Origin of the sequence: Pseudoalteromonas sp. 68 DY56-GL68 (assembly GCF_041414825.1) — a bacterium.
Lineage (GTDB): Bacteria > Pseudomonadota > Gammaproteobacteria > Enterobacterales > Alteromonadaceae > Pseudoalteromonas.
Genome location: NZ_JAOCZL010000022.1, coordinates 153,771 through 172,367 on the forward strand (window position 1 = coordinate 153,771; position 18,597 = coordinate 172,367).

Consider the following 18,597-nt stretch of genomic DNA (forward strand, 5'->3'; position numbering starts at 1 on the left):
ATTACTAAGGGGAACTGTTTCACTTTTTAGTCCCTCCTTCATAACGGTATGTTTTAGCAACAACACTAAACGTTAACTCATCATTCCCTAAGGTTTGAATTGTAAAATCATGAAGGCTCACAATACGAGGAAGCTGTGCGACTTTACCAACAAAATCACCAAACTCATGATAAGTACCCACAACCTCTATTTTTATTGGTAACTCAGTATAAAATTCTTTTTCTATTTCAGGTAACCAACCAATTTTCAAGAATGTAAGACCGCTGGTTGTTCCCACATAAGATAAGTCATCGAGTAATCCGGGGGTTTCATTTGAGGTCGGTAAGCGCTTCAATAGCTGCGAGAACTTCTCTTCCATATCAATCATTTGTTGGCGATATAGTTCTAAATTACTTGCTATAGCGTACTTTTGCTTATAGGTGGTGCGCAATTGGGTTTCTTTCTCAACAGCGGCTTGATAACTCGCTATTTCATCAGACACCAATAAGCTGTAACTAAAGTAAAGTACAATAGCTGCAACAAAGCTACAACACAGAACTTTAACGGCGATAGGCCAATCGCCCATGTTTTCGAGCTCTATTTCATTCCAATCTATTTCTGTTAACGATTTGATATCAAGGTTCATTGCGCGCCTCGCCTATCTTATCAAATGGCTTAACATAAAATTCCATATTAAAGTCACTCAGTAGTCTTGATGTTTGTTCACCTGCAACAATGCCTTGCATGATAGGTCGTTCAAGTAAATAAGAGCCTTGAACTTGGCGTAGCATGGTTGATAAACGGTTATTTGACTCGCTACGACCAACAACATGAATACTGTTACCACGGCGCTCTAATTTAGTTAAGTACACTCCCGCAGGCACTATTTTCGCAACTTCGTCCATAATTTGCGTACCTAGGTTACGACTGCTTTGTAACTCTTCGATTAAGCGCATGCGTTGTTGTAAGCTTTCTTTCTTTTTATCCAACTCGTTAATTTCGCGAATACGTTGATTCAGTAATGCTATTTCTGTATTCAAAAAATCATTTTTAATATTTTGCCCTTCGCGCAGGCCGCTATAAAAAGAGCTCAGAATGTACATACTCAAAAAGCAGATCACTACAACAGCAAACAAAATAGTGACGAATTTATTTTGTGACTCTTTTCGTTGCTGTTCACGCCAAGGTAGCAGATTTATATGTGGCATGATGAAAAGCTCCTTAATGCTAACCCTGTCGCTATTGCAAATTGCGTACGATGACGTTGTAAAACGTTACGATCTATTTTTGGGGCTATCTCAATATTAGCAAAAGGTTCTGCAACCACTGCATGGATCCCTAATTCTTCAATCAATAGACGATCTAATCCATCTATCATGGCAGTTCCACCGGTTAAAACAATATAATCGACCTGATCTTTACCACTGGTTGTTAAGAACATTTGCACTGCACGCCTTACTTGCTGTAATAGCGATGTTTGAAATGGTGCAAGTACCTCAAAGGTGTAATTAGGGGGTAAATCACCGGTTGTTTTACCAATTTCGGCTTCATCAAAACTCTTGTTGTAGTAGCCAACAATGCTATTAGTATACTGGTCGCCACCAAATACTTGGTCACGGGTATATATCGTTTCACCGGCTTGAACAACACTCACCAACATCAATACGGCGCCAATATCAACGACGGCTACACACTTGTTAAAAGCATCACTTGGTAGCTGCTGATAGTAGATGTCCATAGCACGGCTCAATGCGTAGCTTTCAACATCAACAACTTTTGCTTTTAGATTAGCTGTTTCAAGCGCACTCACTCGTGCCTCGACACTTTCAGTTCGCGCAGCAGAAAGTAAAACATTCACTTTGCTTGGATCAGCCTCATTGATTGAAAGTTTTTCAAAATCAATATTCACTTCATCAAGGGGATAAGGGATAAGGCTATCTGCTTCGATGGCTATTTGTGACTCTAATTCAGCATCAGTTAATGATACATCCATAAAAATGACTTTCGTGATCACGGTTTGTCCAGACACGGCTACGGCCGCGGACTGAACTGATTTGGGTAGTTTCTTTTTTAATTTAGTAATCACATTGCCAATTGCTTCAATATCTTGAATTGATCGTTCAGATATTGCACCTTTGGGCATAGGTTCTATCGCTAAAGCCTCAAGTCGCAAACCTGCGTCTGTTTTCTGCAACAACACCGCTTTGATACAATGCGATCCAATGTCGATCCCTACCATCATAGATGAAGGCTTTTTAAATAGCTGACTTAACATGTTTGCAACTTGGCCTTTGTTTTAATAATAAACAAGTTATAATTTTTATCTGAAAAAATATTATTCATTTTTTAATCAATATATACTAGCAGTCTCCGATTCTAATTGGGAGTCTATTTAGGGAAAATATAAGTGATTTTATTAAAGAGAACTTTACAATTTATTATCATCTGCTCGTTTTTAGGCCTTATTACTTTAGTCGGTCTATACTATTACGTTAAACCTGACATTCCTAGCGTTCAGGTATTAAAAGACGTTCAGTTACAGACACCTATGCAGGTTTTTTCTCGGGACGGCTTATTGATTAATCAATTTGGTGAAAAACGACGTATTCCCGTCACGATAGATCAAATACCACAACCACTCATTGATGCGATCTTAGCAACTGAAGACAACCGTTTTTACGAACATATAGGAATTGATCCTATTGGTATTGTTCGTTCTGCCATTGTACTCATTTCCACAGGTGAAAAGAAACAAGGCGCAAGCACTATAACTATGCAGTTAGCTCGTAACTTTTTCTTAACTCGAGAGAAAGCGTATATTCGTAAGGTCAAAGAGATCTTTATCGCCCTGCATATTGAAAGTATTCTTAGTAAAGATGAAATTCTTGAGCTGTACTTAAATAAAATTGAGCTTGGAAATCGCGCTTTTGGTATCGGTGCCGCCGCTCAAGTTTATTATGGCAAAGACCTAAACGAGTTAACCCTTGCGCAAATGGCGATGATTGCAGGCTTACCAAAAGCCCCTTCTGCTTTAAACCCTATCAGAAACCCTGTACGTGCTAAAGCACGCCGAAACGTAGTGCTTGGTCGTATGTATACAGAAAAATACATTACACAAGCACAGTATGATGAAGCAACCAGCGCACCAATCACGGCTAAGTTTCACGGCGCTGAAATTGATGTATACGCGCCCTATATTTCTGAAATGGTACGTGCAGAAATGGTCGCGCGTTTTGGTCATGAACGCGCTTACAATACTGGCTTTAGGGTATTTACAAGTATCGACTCTGAGATACAACAAGCCGCACAAGATGCTTTAGTCAATAACCTCCATGCCTATGATATGCGCCATGGCTTTCGAGGTGCAACAGCTCAACTATGGGATAGTGAAACAGAAAGTCCACTTAATAAAGACGCGATTTTAGAAAAGCTAAAAGACGTCAAAGAGTTTGGTCCACTATTAACGGGTGTCGTTACACAAGTTGCAGAACAATCAATTCAAGTATTGCTTAAAAATGGTGAACAGGTAACGGTTGAATGGGATGGCTTAAAATGGGCGCGTAAATATATCACCCGCTATAGACAGAGCTTTCCGCCAAAAACAGCTGCTGAAATCCTCACAGCTGGTGCACAGATATGGCTTCGTAAAAACGCTGATGACAGCTATATTTTGAGCCAAATACCAGAGGCATCAAGTGCCCTCGTATCGCTCGACCCACAAGATGGCCGTATTAAGGCTATCGTTGGGGGCTACAGCTTTGAGCAAAGTCAATACAACCGTGCTGTTCAAGCAAAGCGTCAAGTGGGTTCAAATATTAAACCGTTTATCTATTCTGCGGCACTAGAAAATGGTTACACATTGGCATCTATTTTAAATGATGCGCCAATAAATCAGTGGGATAAAAGTCAAGGTGTTGCATGGCGTCCAAAAAACAGCCCTGCTGTGTATAACGGTCCTATTCGTATCCGCCGCGCCCTTGCACAATCTAAAAACGTGATCTCTGTAAGATTACTACGCGGTGTTGGCTTACAACGCACCGCAGACCACCTACTTAAATTTGGCTTTTTGAATAGCGATATTAATCGCAGTGAATCCCTTGCATTAGGTAGTGCTTCAATCACACCGCTTGAACTGGCAAGAGGGATGAGTAGCTTTGCAAATGGTGGACACCTTATCACCCCGTATTTTATTACTGAAATACAGGACTCTTCTGGCAATACGATATTTAAAACACAGCCAGAGCTTGCGTGTGACACGCCTGAGCCAGCATCATTTACTAGTTATACAGCCGACAGTGACCAGGTAAATTCAGTACAATCGGATACTGCGCCGCGTTGTGCACCGCGTATCATTTCAAAGCAAAATGCTTTCTTAATTTCACAAGCGATGCATAGCGCAGTTTGGGGTGGCGGTAGTTGGACCCACAAAACGGGCTGGAGTGGTACAGGCTGGCGAGCTCAAGCACTTGAGCGCCGTGATCTTTCGGGTAAAACCGGTACAACCAATGACTCTGTTGATACTTGGTTTAGTGGCTTTAACCGTAACGTGATGACCTCAGTGTGGGTTGGCTTCGATAACCCTGGCAACCCACTCGGCCGTTCAACCTACAATAATAATCTAGATAAATCACAAATATCTGGTGCAGAATCAGGTGCTAAAACGGCTCAACCAGCTTGGGTTGATTTTATGCGTGTCGCGCTCGATGGCATGCCTGAGGCACCTATTGAGTTACCTGAAGGACTGGTGTCTGTTCGTATTGACTTAGCAACGGGCTTGCTTAGTCATAAAAATGATTATACCAGCCGCTTTGAGTACTTTATTAAGGGCACAGCACCTACAAAATATGTACTCGATCAGCCAACGGATATATTCGAAGAAAATCTTTCAACAGAAGAAGAGCTATTTTAGCTAATTGAGTGTAATAAAAAGACCCCCAGTAATTGGAATGTCCAACTGGGGGTCACTTCATTTGACGGCTTTTTTACACGATAAACAAGGTTTATTTTAGGTTGTTTACCAACCAATACAAATCAGAATGAACGCCTGCCGCAGTCACTTCTTTTCCTGCACCAGGGCCTTGGATTACCAAAGCGTTATCGGTATACCACTGTGAGTTAATAACAAAGATATTGTCACCGGGCTTAAGGCTTGCCAGCACATCGTCTTTTGCGACATTAACTAGGCCAACTTCAGCCTTCACTTTACCATTAGTAATGGTAATCGCACCGGTATAGCGAACAAGTTTATTTTCGACTTGTGCTTGTTCAGCTTTTGCCGTCATAAATTCATCAAGTAAATGTTTATTTGCTAAGAAATCTTGCCAGCTACCCGCAGCCAACTCTTCAGGCATTAATGGAGTTAAAGCGATATCATCAAGCTCTAAATCAAGACCGAGATCACGTGCTAAAATAAGCAGCTTACGTTGCATATCTCGACCCGATAAATCTTCACGAGGATCAGGCTCTGTATAACCCATTTGCTGCGCTTGTAGGACTAAATCAGAAAACGGCACGCTGCCATCATAACTGCTGCATAACCACGATAGAGTACCCGAAAAAACGCCTTCAATACGGTTAATTTTATCACCACTGTTTTGCAGATCCGCAAGTGCAAAGTTGATAGGCAAACCTGCACCAACACTGGTGTTATAACGCCATAATAAATTACGCTCAGCTAAATTAGTGCGTAAGTTTTGATACCAACTATTAGCTGCAGTACCAGCATATTTATTAGCACTGATCAGGTGGCAGTTAAGCTCAACAAAATCAGGGTATAAGAGGCTAAACGCTTCACTAGCTGTGATATCTACGATCACTTTGTGCTCATAATCAAGTTCACTAATACGTGTTAGTAGCTCTTCTTTTTCGTAGTTTTGCGCTTCATTTTGCCACTGCTCTTGCCACATCTCAGTGTTTAAACCACTAGCACTAAACAGCATTTGCTTAGAGCGAAGTAAAGCGACCACTTTCACTTCATAGTGCTCTGAAAGGCGTTTTAGCTGCGCTTGTAGTTGTGTCAGGAATACCTCTCCCACATTACCCAGCCCAGCAACAATCACAGCCAACTCTTGGCCTTTATTAATTAACTTGTCGTGTAGTAAGGTCAACACGTCACTATCAATCGCTTGGTCTTTTAAAACTAACACGTAGTTTTCATCTTGCTGTACAAAGCGTGTGTTGATACTTTGCTCTTTTAATAACGCCGTTGTTTGCTCTGCGAGTGAGCTAATATCACTACTTGGCGCTACCACCGCACAACCACTTAAATTTGACTCAACAATATTGGCACGCCCTGCAAGGTAACTTACAACTTGATGTGTACACGAGCCTGGCACTAATAGATACGTATCGCCGGCTTTCACAAAGTGATGCAGGCTATGCTGAATCAACTGGCTCAACTCACCCACTTCGCCACTACTTAATTTATCAACACGAAGTAAGTCAATGTTATCGAGGGTCGTAATAAAACGTTTAGCTTTACTGTACCCCTCTTTTACAACCTCTGTTGGGCTTGCCTCACAGTCAAAGCTGCTTCTTACAACGAGTTTAATGTCGCTACCTTTTAGCGGCGACAATGTCTTAGCATGCAATACAGGGTTACCTAAGCGGGCTAATAAATTCGCTTGTTCACGGCATACCTTGTTATATTTAACAGCATTTTTAACTTTGCGAGGATCTGTACTAAATACACCTTGTGTATCAGTCCAAATTGATACCTGCTTTGCAAAGGTATAACTAGCCAGTAATGTGGCACTGTAGTCACTGCCATTTCGCCCTAGCGTTACGGTATTGCCTTGGCAATCAGCGGCAATGAAGCCTGTTACAACATTGATCTGGTTTTGGCTGATTAACTCACTGCAACTTTGCTGGTTTTTTTGATGTAACAATTGACCATCATGCAAAGTAAAGAGTTGTCTTGCATCAACATCTTTAGATTCTAAACCGAGTTGATTTAAATAAGCTGCAAGTAACCGAGCAGACCAAACTTCACCATGAGCAAGTAAAGGTGCTTCTTGTAATTGTTGCTGGGCAATTAACTCTGTCAGTGATGCTAATTCATCTTTTAGTTTAGCTAATGCATGCTGCTTACTCTGCGACACTAATAGCTGCTCGATTAGTGCACGCTGATTATTATCAATAAGCAATAAAATATCACTCACAGCTTGATTATCATTTTGTTGATAGCTCTGCCAGAGCTTTACAAGTGTGTCTGTCGTTTTCCCAGAGGCTGATACAACAACACAATCGCCTTGCTCAGTGTTCGCCAACACAATGTTCGCAACTGCTTGATACCGCTCGGCCGAGCTTAGGCTCGAACCACCAAATTTATGAACAATATTAACCATTTCTTCTACCACAATGCCGTATGTGCAGGCGTTAACTTAAACGATGTATTTTGCTGACTAGTTGACTGTACTTGAGCGCCTTTAGGTTGGCTCGCTTGTAAGCCTTCGCCAGGCTTAACTTGATTGAAAACACGTTCAAGATCAGCAATTAAGTCGTTAATATCTTCAATACCGACAGAAATACGAATGAGTGTATCGCCCACACCTGCCTCAAGGCGTGCTTTAGGTTCCATGCCAGCATGAGTCATTGTTACGGGATGACAAATAAGACTCTCAACTCCACCTAATGACTCTGCAAGACTAAACTCTTTTAAGCTTGTTAAAAACGCAGCAGCGTCGTCAATATCACCTTTAATATCAAAGCTCACCATGCCACCAAAGCCACGTTGCTGCGCTTTAGCGAGCTCATGCTGAGGGTGAGAAGCAAGACCTGGGTAATAAACCTGACTAACAAAAGGCGAATTTTCTAAATACTGAGCGATTGCAAACGCATTTTCTTGATGTTGTTTTAAACGCACATTTAATGTTCGTAAACCACGAAGGGTTAAATAACTGTCAAATGGTGCTCCTGTGATACCGATGTTATTTGCCCACCAAGCGAGTTCATCACCAAGCTCTTGTGTTGCAGCAATCACTGCACCACCCACTACATCGGAGTGACCATTTATATACTTAGTTGTTGAATGTACGACGATATCTACACCAAACTGAATTGGATTTTGTAGTGCTGGTGATAAGAACGTATTATCTGCAGCAACTAAGGCTCCACATTGCTTAGCAACCGAAGTGATTGCTTTTATATCAGTTAAACGCAAAATTGGATTACTGGGTGTCTCTATCCAGATAAGCTTTGGTTTGATTGCTAAAATTTCTTGGTGATTCTCAGCTTTAGTTAAATCCAAAACTTTTAGTTTTAATAAACCACGTTTTTCTAATGACGTGAACAAACGGTAACTACCGCCATAACAGTCATGTGGGATCACTAACGTGTCGTCACTGTTTAATAGCTGCGTCGCTAAATGCACAGCTGACATACCTGTTGCAGTAATAATACCTTTTGCACCACCTTCAAGTTCAGCCAATGTTTCAGCTAAGATATCTCGATTTGGATTACCACTGCGTCCGTAGTCATATTGACGTTTAGTATCAAAATCAGCAAATGAATAGGTGGTTGATAAATAGATAGGTGGAACGACAGCACCATGATGTTTATCAGCTTCGATACCATGACGAACAGCTATCGTCGCTTTATTTTTTTCACTCATTTCATCACCTACTCATTGATTGGATGTTTAGACGTCTAAAAGGTTAGATGATCAATTATAAGAAGTCAAAGCATTTGTGACTTACACATGGAAGTTTATACATTTACACTACTAGATGGCTAAATAACTAGTATTTGACTATCTTTTTTAAAGAGATAAAATTTCCGCATCTTTGCGCTGTGAAAAAGGCGTAAGCTACTTATAACCGAGGCAACGAAATAACTTATGGCTAAATGGAACGGTGAATACATTCACCCATACGCAGAACACGGTAAAAAATCAGAACAAGTTAAAAAAATTACCGTATCAATTCCGCTCAATGTACTAAAAGTATTAACAGATGAACGCACACGTCGTCAGATCAATAATCTGAGACACGCGACAAACAGTGAACTTCTATGCGAAGCCTTTTTACATGCTTTTACAGGTCAGCCATTACCAAATGATGACGACTTACGCAAAGACAACCCTGAAAAAGTCCCTGAAGAAGTTAAAAAGATCATGCTAGAAATGGGATTAGATATCCCTGTACTTGATTCTGAATAAGCCATCGGATAAACGCCGATTCATAAGCATAAAAAACTCAGCAAAGGCTGAGTTTTTTATTCGCGTTAAACTAGTTCGCTTAATTAAACTTAACGCATGTAATCTTCTGGCATTTCAATTTGCGCAACGCCCGATTCAACTGCCGCTTCTGCAACAGCACGTGCGATACGTGGTAATAAACGCGGGTCCATTGGCTTAGGAATAATGTACTCGGCACCAAACTCAAGTGATTCAACGCCAGCCGCTTTTAATACTTCGCTTGGTACTGGCTCTTTGGCAATACCACGAATAGCATGTACAGCTGCAATTTTCATTTCATCATTAATTGCCGTTGCACGCACATCAAGCGCACCGCGGAAAATAAACGGGAAACAAAGCACGTTATTTACTTGGTTAGGAAAATCTGAACGACCCGTTGCCATAATTAAATCATTGCGCGCACTGTGTGCAACTTCTGGAGCAATCTCAGGGTCTGGGTTTGAACACGCAAACACAACTGGTTTGTCTGCCATTAGCTTTAAGTCATCCGCCGTCAATAGATCTGGCCCAGATACACCTACAAAGACATCCGCATCAGCAATAACGTCTTGTAATGTACGTTTATCAGTGTTGTTAGCAAATAACTGCTTATATTCGTTTAAATCATCGCGGCGAGTATGGATCACACCTTTACGGTCAAGCATATAGATATGCTCACGTAATGCACCACACTTAATTAACAGCTCCATACAAGCAACAGCAGCTGCACCTGCACCTAAACATACGATAATGGCATCTTCGATATCTTTGCCTTGTACTTCAAGGGCATTAAGCATACCGGCAGCAGTAACAATAGCTGTACCATGTTGGTCATCGTGGAAAACTGGAATATCGCAGCGCTCGATAAGCGCTTTTTCAATTTCAAAACACTCTGGTGCTTTAATATCTTCTAGGTTGATGCCGCCAAACGTATCAGCGATGTTTGCAACCGTATTGATGAAATCTTCTGTAGTGCGATGTTTTACTTCAATATCAATTGAATCAAGGCCGGCAAAACGTTTGAATAGTAAGGCTTTACCTTCCATAACAGGTTTTGATGCAAGAGGGCCTAGGTTACCTAAACCTAAAATTGCGGTACCGTTTGAAATCACCGCAACCATGTTACCTTTACCAGTATATTTGTAAGCATTTGCTGGGTCAGCAGCGATTTCACGAACCGGTTCAGCCACACCTGGGCTATAAGCTAAAGCGAGATCGTTAACCGTTTCGGCCGGCTTGGTTAATTCAACACTAATTTTACCTGGAACGGGGTGAGCGTGGTAATGTAATGCTTGTTCACGGAAATCTGACATAACGCGATAGTATCCTGCAAAAAAGTTAAAAAGTGAGAGAGCTTGCATCAGTACGATACCTGTAATGTATAAAAATTCCAAGTATTATCAGGTCTATCCTGTTATATGCTATATCGCTTAATTTTAAAGGATTTACCCACAACTTCTGTGCATAGTTGCGATTAATCAGACATAAAAATCCACCTATTTATGACCTTTTAAGCACCTGTTTTTGTATTTTATATGCACGAACACTGCAAATAGCCGAAATTAGTTCCAAACAACCATTTCGACGACATTACCAGCATTTACTTACAAAGTTATTTAAATTTATTACTTTTTATAACTTTTAGAATCATTTATACATCTAAGAATATAGCGAAGGGATTGCACTTTGTCTGCAAAATTAGCGACATAATGAGCATAACAAGCAAAAATAGTTATATAGGAAGTGAGTGAAAATTGCAGGTTCAGCATAACGTCTAACATCATGCTTTATAAATATCAGGTATAAAAAAAGCACCCTAAGGTGCTTTTTTTAACAAAACAGCAGATATTACTTCTTGCTGCTAAGTGCACCGAAGCGCTTGTTGAAACGATCAACACGGCCGCCAGTGTCTAAAATCTTTTGCTTACCAGTGTAAAACGGGTGACACTCAGAACATACGTCTAAGTGGATGTCTTTACATAAAGTAGAGCTAGTTTCGAATTTGTTACCACATGAACAAGTTGCAGTGATAGCTTCGTACTTAGGGTGAATACCTTCTTTCATAGGGAACCTCTAGTTAAGGCCGCATCGCTCTCCAAACCCGTAGTCTGGCACCATACGTCGTTAATACAATTAATAGGCCGCGTATTTTATAGGCCAATACGCTCTGCGACAAGCTTTAAATGCATCTTTCGCTAAAAAAATAAACAGACGGCGCTTGGTTTAGCATTTGTTGGTAGGTTTTTACGACTATTTTTAGTACATTATCTGTCTGTTCTTGTTTTCGTTGAGCCACCATGCACTTTGTAGAAGTTGCCATAAAAGTCCCTTTACCGCGTACCTTCGATTATAAAGTTGAACCGCTGTTGCATAACACTGAATTACAGCCGGGCATGCGTGTTCTTGTGCCATTCGGTCCACAAAAAAAAGTAGCAGTCATACTTGCCACGAAAACAAGTACTGATATCCCTAAAGAGAAGATAAAAGCCATCATAGAGGTGATTGACGAAGCCCCTATTTTATCCAAACGTCATTTAGAGCTATTAAAGTTTACAGCTCGCTACTACTGCTATCCTTTGGGTGAGACCATACATACCGCACTGCCCGCAGCATTAAGGCAAGGTGAATGCCCTGATAAAACCAGCATTAATATGGTTGAGTTGACCGAAAAAGGGGCAAAGCTCCCCTCTTTACGAGCGAAAACGCAACTCAACTTATTAAAACAACTTGCGCAGTCGGGTAAGTCATCGTTAACCGAATTAAAAGCGCTCGGTTTTAATAAGAAAACAATTGATAGCCTACTTGAGAAAGCGCTAATCAAACAATTTATTGAGCATGACAATCAATGGCAGCAACACGCACCCACAGTGGGCAAAAAACCGACTCTTAATAAAGAACAAGCTGTCGCTTGTACTACCATTAACCAAGCGCATGGATTTGCAAGCTTTTTACTCGAAGGGGTGACTGGCAGCGGCAAAACAGAAGTTTACTTACAGTGCCTTGAAGAAGTATTAAAAAAAGGCCAACAAGCTTTGGTTTTGGTTCCTGAAATAGGTTTAACACCACAAACCGTCAATCGTTTTCGTCGTCGCTTTCCAGATACGCCCATTATGCTATGGCATTCGGCACTCACTGATAACGAGCGCCTACAAACATGGCGCTTTTGTGAAAAAGGCAGTTGTGCGATAGTTATCGGCACACGTTCGAGTATATTTTTACCTTTTTCATCACTAGGCATGATCATTGTTGATGAAGAGCATGACAGCTCATTTAAACAGCAAGATACACTACGCTACCATGCTCGAGATCTTGCCGCTTACAGAGCCTTTCAACATAATATTCCACTGGTACTCGGCAGCGCGACACCTGCCTTAGAAACCTTGCATAAGGCGATTACTAATAAATATCAGCTACTTAGTCTAACACAGCGAGCACAAACCAGCACCGATAATCAGTTTCAACTATTGGATATGAAAGGCCAGCCAGAACAAGCCGGTATCGCTCATGCCAGTCTTGCTTATATGCGCCAGCATTTAGAGCGTGGCAAGCAAGTAATGGTATTTTTAAATCGCCGTGGTTTTTCACCTACACTTATATGCCATGAATGCGGCTGGCTAAGTGAGTGCTCACGTTGCAGTACTAGCTCAACGTTTCATAAAGCCATTGGCCAAATGATTTGTCACCACTGTGGTGAACAGCATAGCGTGCCTCATCAGTGCCCTGATTGTGGCAGCACACAGATCTTCCCAAACGGTAAAGGCACTGAGCAAATCGAAGAGTTTTTAACGCAAACCTTTCCTGATATTCCCATTAGCCGTATCGACCGTGATTCAACACGCCGCAAAGGTAGCCTGGAAAAAGCCCTTGATGACATCAACCAAGGCGGCGCTCGTATTTTAGTTGGGACGCAAATGTTGGCAAAAGGCCACCATTTTGCCGATGTTAGCTTGGTACTGATTTTAGACGTGGATAGTGGCCTCTATTCATGTGATTTTCGTGCCACTGAGCATTTAGCGCAACTTGTAACACAAGTAGCAGGCCGTGCTGGACGTAGTGGTGAGCCTGGGCAAGTGTTATTGCAAACTCACTTTCCTGAGCACCCGCTACTGCAAGATCTCGTTAATAATGGCTACCACGACTTTGCTCGTTACGCCCTGACCGAGCGAGAAGATGCTCAGCTTCCCCCCATTACGAATATGGCGATTGTGCGTGCTGAAGGGCATAACATAAATCAAGTTATGGATTTTTTAACTGATTTGGTTCCTGTACAGAGTGTATCTGGTATACAATTGCTTGGCCCGATCCCCGCACCACTGGAACGTGTGGCGGGTAAGTATCGGTTCCAATTACATATTCAAGCGCAGGAGCGTTCCCACTTACACCAGTATTTAGCGCAAATGGTTGACTATATTAGTACTAGTAAACTTGCGCAAAAGGTGCGGTGGAGCTTAGACGTTGATCCTATAGATATGATTTAAAGGCCAATAGAGAATCATGGCACAACACGATTACATAAATAAAAAACCATCGAATCGAAATAATAAAAAGCAGGCACCCACTAAAAAACCCTTTCCAGTTGTTTTAGTCCTAATTGCTATTATTCTTGTGGGCTGCTTTGGCTATGGTTTGTGGTACATAAAGCACAATGCTGACCCTGCACTTGTTGAGCAGCAAGCCAATCCGACTAAAGCGGAAGAAAAGGTGATTCCAAAACCTAAACCGCCTGAGTTTATAAAAGAAATAAAAGAGCATGAAGTTCAAGTTGAAGTAAAAGAGCTTGAACAAAAAGGCCCGTACGTTATGCAATGTGGCTCATTTAGAACACTTGAACAAGCACAAACCCTCAAAGCAAAAATAGCATTTGCAGGCCTTGTTGCAGAAGCTAAGCGCGTCGAAGGAAGTAATGGCGTATGGTACAAAGTGCGCTTAGGGCCCTATAAAACCAAACGCCAAGCAGAAAGTGACAAAAATAAACTGAAACGCATCAAAATAATGGGCTGCGGTATTTGGCTTTGGACTTGATTTTAGTTCATTCACCCATATAAACACCTCATCAATCGCTTTTTACGAGCGGCTCTGCCGCTCGAAGATGAGGAAAAACATGACCACTATTGTAAGTGTACGCCGCGACGACAAGGTCGTTATTGGTGGCGATGGCCAAGTTTCACTTGGTAATACCGTAATGAAGGGCAACGCCCGTAAAGTTCGACGCCTTTATAATGGCAAAGTAATCGCTGGATTTGCTGGCGGTACTGCTGATGCCTTTACCCTATTCGAACGTTTTGAAAGCAAATTAGAAATGCACCAAGGCAACCTCACTAAGGCTGCCGTTGAGATGGCTAAAGACTGGCGTAGTGATCGCGCCCTTAGAAAGCTTGAAGCTCTACTTGCAGTCGCAGACGAAACCGCCTCATTAATTATCACTGGTAATGGCGATGTGGTGCAGCCTGAAAATGACCTTATTGCCATTGGCAGCGGTGGTAACTTTGCACAATCAGCAGCCACTGCACTACTGGAAAATACCGATTTAAGTGCCCGTGAAATTGTCGAAAAAAGCCTGACAATTGCAGGTAATATCTGCGTATTTACGAATAACTACCAAACCATTGAAGAATTGTAATAGGAACTGCTATGTCTGAGATGACGCCAAGAGAAATCGTTCACGAGCTTGATCAACATATTATTGGCCAAGCAAAAGCTAAAAAAGCAGTTTCAATCGCGCTACGTAACCGCTGGCGCCGTATGCAACTGAGCGATGATTTACGTGCAGAGGTAACACCAAAAAATATTTTAATGATTGGTCCTACAGGTGTGGGTAAAACTGAAATTGCTCGCCGCCTTGCAAAACTTGCTAATGCCCCTTTCATTAAAGTGGAAGCAACTAAGTTCACCGAAGTGGGCTATGTTGGTAAAGAAGTTGAGACGATCATCCGTGATTTAGTTGATATTTCGATTAAAATGACACGTGAACAGCAAACTAAGAAATTCAAACATCGCGCTGAAGAAGCGGCAGAAGAGCGTATTTTAGATGCTTTATTGCCACCAGCACGCGATACCTTTGGTGAGTCAAAAACCGAAGAGAACTCTTCAACTCGTCAATCTTTCCGTAAAAAATTACGTGAAGGTCAGCTAGACGATAAAGAAATTGATATCGATGTTGCACAAGCACAGCCTAATGTTGAGATCATGGCTCCTCCTGGTATGGAAGAAATGACCAACCAGCTTCAGAGCATGTTCCAAAACATGGGTGGTGATAAGCGCAGCAAGCGTAAGCTAAAAATTAAAGAAGCGTTTAAGCTACTAGTTGAAGAAGAAGCAGCAAAACTTGTTAACCCTGAAGAGTTAAAAGAGCAGGCTATTTTCGCAGTTGAACAAAACGGTATCGTGTTTATCGATGAGATTGATAAAATCTGTAAACGTGGTGAAGCGTCTGGCCCTGATGTAAGTCGTGAAGGTGTACAACGCGACTTATTACCACTCATCGAAGGCTCAACAGTAAGCACTAAGCACGGCATGGTGAAAACTGATCACATGTTATTTATTGCTTCAGGCGCATTCCAGATGTCTAAACCATCAGATATGATCCCTGAACTTCAAGGCCGTTTACCTATTCGTGTTGAACTTGAAGCACTATCAGCAGATGACTTCAAACGCATTTTAACTGAGCCTCACGCATCGCTAACAGAGCAGCAACGTGAACTGTTAAAAACAGAACAAGTTGATGTTGAGTTTACTGATGACGCAATTGAGCGTATTGCTAAAGCAGCGTGGCAAGTTAACGAGAAAACCGAAAACATTGGTGCTCGTCGTCTGCACACTGTAATGGAAAAACTAATGGAAGAAATTTCATTTGATGCATCTGAAAAAGCAGGCTCAAAACTGACAATCGATGCAAGCTATGTTGAACAGCACTTAGGTGCACTTGTTGAAGATGAAGACTTAAGCCGCTTCATTCTTTAATCAACAAATTAGCGTTATAATCAAAAGCCTCCAATTGGAGGCTTTTTAGTTTATAAATCGTCTATTCGAGGCTGACATGAAAGAAGTCACTAAAGTTCATTACCACACTGTAAGTAAAGTCTTAGATGTTCATTTTGATGATGACTCTATTGCGCGATTTAATGCTGAATTTTTGCGTGTTCACTCGCCTTCAGCAGAAGTACAAGGTCATGGCAACGAACCTATGAAACTGGTGCTTGATAAACAGCAAGTAGCGATTAGTAAGATTGAGCCGGTTGGCCATTATGCTCTGCGCTTAGTATTTAGTGATAATCATAATAGCGGTTTATACAGCTGGCATTACTTAGCAGACTTACAAGCCAATCATGATGAACTTTGGCACAAATACCAAACGCGAGTCACAGAGCACGAAGCTAACAAAGACAGCGTGCCTATTAAGTTTGTGCCTTAGTAGAGGCTATCAAAAATCAAAAAGCGCGATGACGACCTGTCAACGCGCTTTTATTTTATCTCCAGAAAATGTATTAAACTTTAAACTTATCAATTGCTTGATAAAGCACACGCGCTTGCTCAGATACTTCTTCGCTGGTTTGCGCATTAGTTGCCGCATGGCCTGACGCTTCTTGAGCTATATCACGAATGCGAACTACATTCTTGTTAACCTCAGAGGCTACTTGGCTTTGCTCATCGATTGCCGTTGCAATGTGTGTACTCATTTCCATAATAGTTTGCACATCTTCGGTAATCGAACGCAGTAACTCACCCGCTTTGCTGGCTTGATCTGCACTCTCGCCACCTTGTGCACGGCACTCCTGCATAATGCTCACCACTTCTTGAGTACGCCCTTGTAGAGTGGAGATAATACTCTCAATCTCTTGCGTTGAATCTTGCGTGCGCTGTGCCAGTGAACGTACTTCGTCAGCAACCACAGCAAAGCCACGCCCTTGCTCACCAGCGCGAGCAGCTTCAATTGCCGCATTCAGAGCAAGTAAGTTGGTTTGCTCTGCAATACCACGAATTACATCAAGCACTGAGCCAATCGTTTCGGCATCTTTTTCAAGTTGAGATACAACATTAGACGCATTGCCTAATGACTCAGACAGGTGGTTAATTTGCACCACGGTTGATTCAACTTCAGAGCGACCTTGCTGAGCACTTAAGTTGGTTGACTCTGCTTTTTTGGCTGCTGCTTCAGTGTTATGAGAAATATCTTGAATTGTTGCCTGCATTTCTGTTGCTGCTGTGGCAACCATATCTGCTTCGTGTAACTGCTCTTGCATACCCGAACTAGTCGCAGCGGTTGTTTCTGATAAGTGCTCAGTAGCAACATTCAGCGTTCCTAGTGCAGTGTTCACCTCATAAATTAGCTTTTTAAAATCACCAATCAAGCTATTGAAATCCATAGACATAGTGGTAATTTCGTCTTTACCTGACTGAGCAATCGCCATACTTAAGTCATTGCTACGGCGAATCTCATTAATCGTGTGGTAAACACGCTCAATTGGCTGGATAATCGAACGGCTGGTAAAGTAAACCAATGCCATGACCACGATACTGGCAATAATAAATACCATAACAGCAATGAACTGTGCTTGCGCTGCGCTTGATTCTACAAACGCTTTGGTGTCACTAGTAAGTTCAGAGACAATGGCATCACTTTTCTCAACACTGGCCTTCATTTCACCTAATGCGCCTGACTCTAAATCAAGCCCAAGTGATACTTGAGCATCGACTAATGCTTTAAACTTTGTCTGATAGGTGGTTAGTAAGCTCAGTAACTGACTTTCATAACTGGCGTCGAATCGTGAGTTTCTGATCTCTGCTTTGAATGTTTCAACTAGCTCATCAAACTTGCTTAGATATTTTAAATCAAAGCGTAACATAAAGTCTTTTTCTGCACGGCGCAGCTGTAACATTAAGCTGAGTAAACGATAGTTTTCGCGCTCACTTAATAACGTTTCGACCTGATGAACAGCCCCTCGTAAGTCACCATAAAGCGCATCTTTAGGGTGTAGACCGATTTTCTTTTGCAGCACAACAACTGTCTGAAAATCTTCATAGTAGCTTTTCGCAAGCCCTCTAAATTCATTTAGTTTACTTGTATCCATTGATAAATCAGCAAGTAACTCATCAAGGCGTGCCATTTTGGTTTTTAAAAAACCATATTCTTTTTCGAATAACTCAAGGCTATCTACATCTTTGTAAAATAGGAAGTTTTTCTCGTGCTTACGCATAGCGAGCTCGTGAATATCGAGCTCTTCAGCATTTTGAATCGTTTCATTGAGCTTAAGCATCATGCGCGACTCAAAGATAATTACACACAGCATCACAACCATTGCAAGACCAACAACCAGCGCGTTTAACTGTAAACGACGCTTTATAGTTAAGTTTTGTAATACATTCATTCAAAGTGCCCCATCGAAATATGCATTTTAGAGTATAGCTAAATTATTGAAAGCAGCTAAATTTTGCATGCATTTTCC

At 41.6% G+C, this 18,597-nt stretch carries 15 protein-coding genes; 7 read left to right on the forward strand and 8 right to left on the reverse strand.

Features of this window, described 5'->3' with window-relative positions; translation table 11 throughout:
- Positions 1–19 precede the first annotated feature (19 nt).
- The 3 genes from NYF15_RS17875 to NYF15_RS17885 are packed head-to-tail and all read right to left on the reverse strand — an operon-like array spanning position 20 to position 2,254.
- Positions 20–625 (reverse strand): type 4a pilus biogenesis protein PilO, encoded by a 606-nt coding sequence (locus NYF15_RS17875; RefSeq protein WP_062567301.1) that lies wholly within the window; start codon positions 623–625, stop codon positions 20–22.
- Positions 615–1,187 (reverse strand): PilN domain-containing protein, encoded by a 573-nt coding sequence (locus NYF15_RS17880; protein WP_130151665.1) that lies wholly within the window; start codon positions 1,185–1,187, stop codon positions 615–617. Before NYF15_RS17880 ends, NYF15_RS17875 begins: the two co-directional genes overlap by 11 nt.
- Positions 1,175–2,254 (reverse strand): pilus assembly protein PilM, encoded by a 1,080-nt coding sequence (locus tag NYF15_RS17885; RefSeq protein WP_237119774.1) that lies wholly within the window; start codon positions 2,252–2,254, stop codon positions 1,175–1,177. The genes NYF15_RS17880 and NYF15_RS17885 overlap by 13 nt, the downstream gene beginning before the upstream one ends.
- Positions 2,255–2,386: 132 nt before the next feature.
- Here NYF15_RS17885 and NYF15_RS17890 point away from each other — a divergent pair, with 132 nt between their 5' ends.
- A complete protein-coding gene (locus NYF15_RS17890) occupies positions 2,387–4,888 on the forward strand; it encodes a PBP1A family penicillin-binding protein (RefSeq protein WP_237119775.1) in 2,502 nt (833 codons plus the stop codon).
- Positions 4,889–4,979: 91 nt separating this feature from the next.
- Here the strand turns inward: NYF15_RS17890 and metL are convergent, their stop codons facing one another.
- On the reverse strand, positions 4,980–7,325 hold the full coding sequence (metL, locus tag NYF15_RS17895) for a bifunctional aspartate kinase/homoserine dehydrogenase II (protein WP_371354299.1): 2,346 nt from the start codon (positions 7,323–7,325) through the stop codon (positions 4,980–4,982).
- 5 nt (positions 7,326–7,330) lie between these two features.
- Positions 7,331–8,590: a cystathionine gamma-synthase gene (gene metB, locus NYF15_RS17900; protein ID WP_371354300.1), complete on the reverse strand. Its 1,260-nt coding sequence runs from the start codon at positions 8,588–8,590 to the stop codon at positions 7,331–7,333.
- A gap of 225 nt (positions 8,591–8,815) precedes the next feature.
- On the opposite strand from metB, the gene metJ reads away from it, so the two are divergent.
- Positions 8,816–9,136: a met regulon transcriptional regulator MetJ gene (metJ, locus tag NYF15_RS17905; RefSeq protein ID WP_062567295.1), complete on the forward strand. Its 321-nt coding sequence runs from the start codon at positions 8,816–8,818 to the stop codon at positions 9,134–9,136.
- Positions 9,137–9,225: 89 nt separating this feature from the next.
- Here metJ and NYF15_RS17910 read toward each other — a convergent pair whose 3' ends face one another.
- Together NYF15_RS17910 and rpmE are read right to left on the reverse strand one after the other, a co-directional pair.
- Entirely contained in the window at positions 9,226–10,467 is a 1,242-nt protein-coding gene (locus tag NYF15_RS17910) for a malic enzyme-like NAD(P)-binding protein (RefSeq protein ID WP_237119777.1), read from the reverse strand.
- Between the two features lie 535 nt (positions 10,468–11,002).
- Positions 11,003–11,218: a 50S ribosomal protein L31 gene (gene rpmE / locus NYF15_RS17915; RefSeq protein WP_036973208.1), complete on the reverse strand. Its 216-nt coding sequence runs from the start codon at positions 11,216–11,218 to the stop codon at positions 11,003–11,005.
- A gap of 233 nt (positions 11,219–11,451) precedes the next feature.
- On the opposite strand from rpmE, the gene priA reads away from it, so the two are divergent.
- The 5 genes from priA (at position 11,452) to NYF15_RS17940 (ending at position 16,565) form a co-directional block, all read left to right on the forward strand.
- On the forward strand, positions 11,452–13,632 hold the full coding sequence (gene priA / locus NYF15_RS17920) for a primosomal protein N' (protein ID WP_371354301.1): 2,181 nt from the start codon (positions 11,452–11,454) through the stop codon (positions 13,630–13,632).
- A 16-nt stretch (positions 13,633–13,648) separates the two neighbouring features.
- Complete coding sequence (locus NYF15_RS17925; RefSeq protein WP_130151658.1) at positions 13,649–14,176, forward strand: SPOR domain-containing protein; 528 nt, start codon at positions 13,649–13,651, stop codon at positions 14,174–14,176.
- A gap of 79 nt (positions 14,177–14,255) precedes the next feature.
- Positions 14,256–14,774, forward strand: coding sequence for an ATP-dependent protease subunit HslV (gene hslV / locus NYF15_RS17930; RefSeq protein ID WP_130151657.1), 519 nt, complete (start codon positions 14,256–14,258; stop codon positions 14,772–14,774).
- A gap of 11 nt (positions 14,775–14,785) precedes the next feature.
- On the forward strand, positions 14,786–16,114 hold the full coding sequence (hslU, locus tag NYF15_RS17935) for an HslU--HslV peptidase ATPase subunit (RefSeq protein WP_130151656.1): 1,329 nt from the start codon (positions 14,786–14,788) through the stop codon (positions 16,112–16,114).
- Between the two features lie 76 nt (positions 16,115–16,190).
- Positions 16,191–16,565: a gamma-butyrobetaine hydroxylase-like domain-containing protein gene (locus NYF15_RS17940; RefSeq protein ID WP_130151655.1), complete on the forward strand. Its 375-nt coding sequence runs from the start codon at positions 16,191–16,193 to the stop codon at positions 16,563–16,565.
- Between the two features lie 73 nt (positions 16,566–16,638).
- On the opposite strand, the gene NYF15_RS17945 is transcribed toward NYF15_RS17940, so the two are convergent.
- Entirely contained in the window at positions 16,639–18,519 is a 1,881-nt protein-coding gene (locus NYF15_RS17945; RefSeq protein WP_371354302.1) for a methyl-accepting chemotaxis protein, read from the reverse strand.
- Positions 18,520–18,597: the final 78 nt, after the last annotated feature.